The organism is Methylobacterium sp. J-048 (genome assembly GCF_022829515.1).
Classification (GTDB): Bacteria; Pseudomonadota; Alphaproteobacteria; order Rhizobiales; family Beijerinckiaceae; genus Methylobacterium.
In genome coordinates this window covers 1-2,302 of sequence record NZ_JAKSYL010000221.1, presented here as the reverse complement: position 1 = coordinate 2,302, position 2,302 = coordinate 1, and the positions used below count along the sequence as shown (strand labels likewise).

The 2,302-nt window shown below is 62.2% G+C and carries 3 protein-coding genes; 2 read left to right on the top strand and 1 reads right to left on the bottom strand.

Features of this window, described 5'->3' with window-relative positions; genetic code table 11:
• Nucleotides 1-74: 74 nt before the first annotated feature.
• Nucleotides 75-1,139, top strand: coding sequence for an HD-GYP domain-containing protein (locus tag MKL09_RS21435; RefSeq protein WP_244023503.1), 1,065 nt, complete (start codon nucleotides 75-77; stop codon nucleotides 1,137-1,139).
• A gap of 25 nt (nucleotides 1,140-1,164) precedes the next feature.
• Here MKL09_RS21435 and MKL09_RS21430 read toward each other — a convergent pair whose 3' ends face one another.
• Nucleotides 1,165-1,524 (bottom strand): hypothetical protein, encoded by a 360-nt coding sequence (locus MKL09_RS21430; protein WP_244023501.1) that lies wholly within the window; start codon nucleotides 1,522-1,524, stop codon nucleotides 1,165-1,167.
• A 309-nt stretch (nucleotides 1,525-1,833) separates the two neighbouring features.
• Between MKL09_RS21430 and MKL09_RS21425 the strand changes: the two genes are divergently transcribed.
• The gene (locus MKL09_RS21425) at nucleotides 1,834-2,181 is read left to right on the top strand and encodes a hypothetical protein (RefSeq protein ID WP_244023499.1); all 348 of its coding nucleotides are present in this window, start codon (nucleotides 1,834-1,836) and stop codon (nucleotides 2,179-2,181) included.
• Nucleotides 2,182-2,302 lie beyond the last annotated feature (121 nt).

The window sequence follows — 2,302 nt, the reverse complement described above, 5'->3', positions numbered from 1 at the left end:
GCGTTCCGGATGCCGTTCGGCCCGCTGACCTTCAACGAGCGTGTGATCCTCTGACGACAGACGATGGATAGGCGATGGGCGAGCTTCTGCTGATCACCGACGACATCCATCGCGGCCGACGTCTGGCCCGCGATCTCGGCGGGTTCGGTTCATGCCGGATCCACGATCTTTACGACGAGACGACGCCGTCCCGCGGCGCCGGCCTGATCGTCAGCGATGTGGAGGGCCTGAACTCTGAGGCGCTCGTGCTCATGCGCCGCATCCTGGAGCGGGTGCGCGACGAGGGCATACCGTATCTCTTCCTCGTCCATGGCAACGTCGCCCGCGCCGAAGCCCAAGCCCGGATCCTGGGCGCGTCCGCCACGCTCCCCGCTAACGCCGCGGCGCGGCTCGTGACCGATAAGCTCGCCCAGATCAGCGGACAAATTGACTCGGGCGAGACAGTGGAACGGCAGGCAGTCCGAGCCAGACAGTTCTTCGCGGAGGCGTTCTTCTCGGGCCGAGCGATCACCATCGCGGTAGCCGACACCGGCACAGAGCTGATCGTCCAGGTCATCCGGGACGTCGGCATCCACGATTGGGTGCGGGCGGTCCAGCGCTTCGACGATGTCACCCACCAGCACTGCCTGCTCGTAGCCGGCCTCGCCGCCGCGTTCTCCGGTACCCTCGGTCTCGCTGCCGCCGACCGCCACCGACTCGCAAAAGCTGCCCTGCTCCACGACGTCGGCAAGACGAAGATCCCAACTGCCATCCTGAACAAGCCGGGCAAGCTCGACCCGGCCGAGATGGCGGTGATGCGTACCCATCCGGCAGAGGGGTACGCTATACTCGCCGGCGGTGGCTTCGACGCGTCCCTGCTCTCGGTCGTGCGCTCGCACCACGAGATGCTCGACGGCTCGGGCTACCCGGACGGGCTGAGGGGAGCCGAGATCCCCGACCTGGTCCGACTGGTGACGATCTGTGACATCCACGCGGCGCTGATCGAGCATCGGCCGTACAAGGCTGCGATGGACGCGGCGCAGGCCTACGCCATTCTGGACGGTATGGCGGGGCGGCTCGACGCGGATCTTGTGCGCGCATTCCGGCCCGTGGCGGTGGCATTCGATCCCGCCGCGAAGAACCTGGTCCATTCGGGCTGATAACGTTCTGGGAGAATAACTCGGGCTACTGCACGTGAAGGGTGAGCTTCATCTTTGGGTGGATGCCGCACTCGATCACGAAGTCGCCGGGCTCCTTGAGGGTCAGCGTCGCCTGCTTGCCGGGTTCCTGGTCGCCGGCGTCGAACGCGAAGCGATCGGCCTCGATGAAGGCGTGGTGCACCGCGCTGTCGTCGCCGTTGACCAAGGTGATGGTGTCGCCCTTACGCAAGAACAGGTCGGTGGGGTCGTAGTGCCGACCCTTCTGCAGCACGATCCGCACGACGCTGAGGAGATCAGCTTTGACGGGTCCGAGCGCCAGCAACGCTGTCAGGAACGCGATAGCTGCGCCGAGGAGAAGCGGTCGGCATAGGTTGTAAATCGCCACGGATGCAACCTGAACAAATCAATCCTTGCAGCCTATATTTAGGCCAAGCCAAATACGCTCGGACTAACGGATGTTGGTGCATCAGTTTAAATCTTCAGGTGGTTCGTATCCAATTTACAGAATAAGTGAAAATTGCGCGTTGGAACTCATGAATTTTTAACCACGGTTGTTCTGGTCTCGACGCCTAACGCGCAGGAACACCAAATAATCCCATTGGCCATGCACCTCAATTTAAACATTCGTGCTTATAAACGTGCTGTTCGCTGTCTCATGGGCTGCCTGGCAGCCTCAATCTAGGGTCCTCGGGCGATGAGCGCTCATCTGCACCACCTCGGCGCGGCACAGCGCAAGGTAGTGCCACGCACGATCCGATTGGATCCGAGTGCTGCGTCGCTTCATACCTGGGGCCGGTATCTCGACGTGATCCGGCACGGTCTATTGATGATCGATACCTCCGGGCGGGCCGTTATCTGTACCGACCGAGCTGATCGCCTCCACTACAATATGAATATTGAGCGGACCGGCAAGATATCGTCACGGCAACTGCTTCTCGCCCTGTGCACGGGAACTTCGCAATCGCGTCAAGACATCTTCGAGGCCCTGCGAGGCGCACGCGACCTCCAAACCTCCGCGACGTTCGTGGTGGCGGGCCAGTAACACACGCTGCAGATCGAGATCCTTTCTGTCGTGGATCAAGGTTGGGTCGCAACAGTGGAGTATGTCAGCCCCCGCAAGGAAAGGGACTCAAACTGCCGCGGGTGGCCCCGGCCCGGCACCC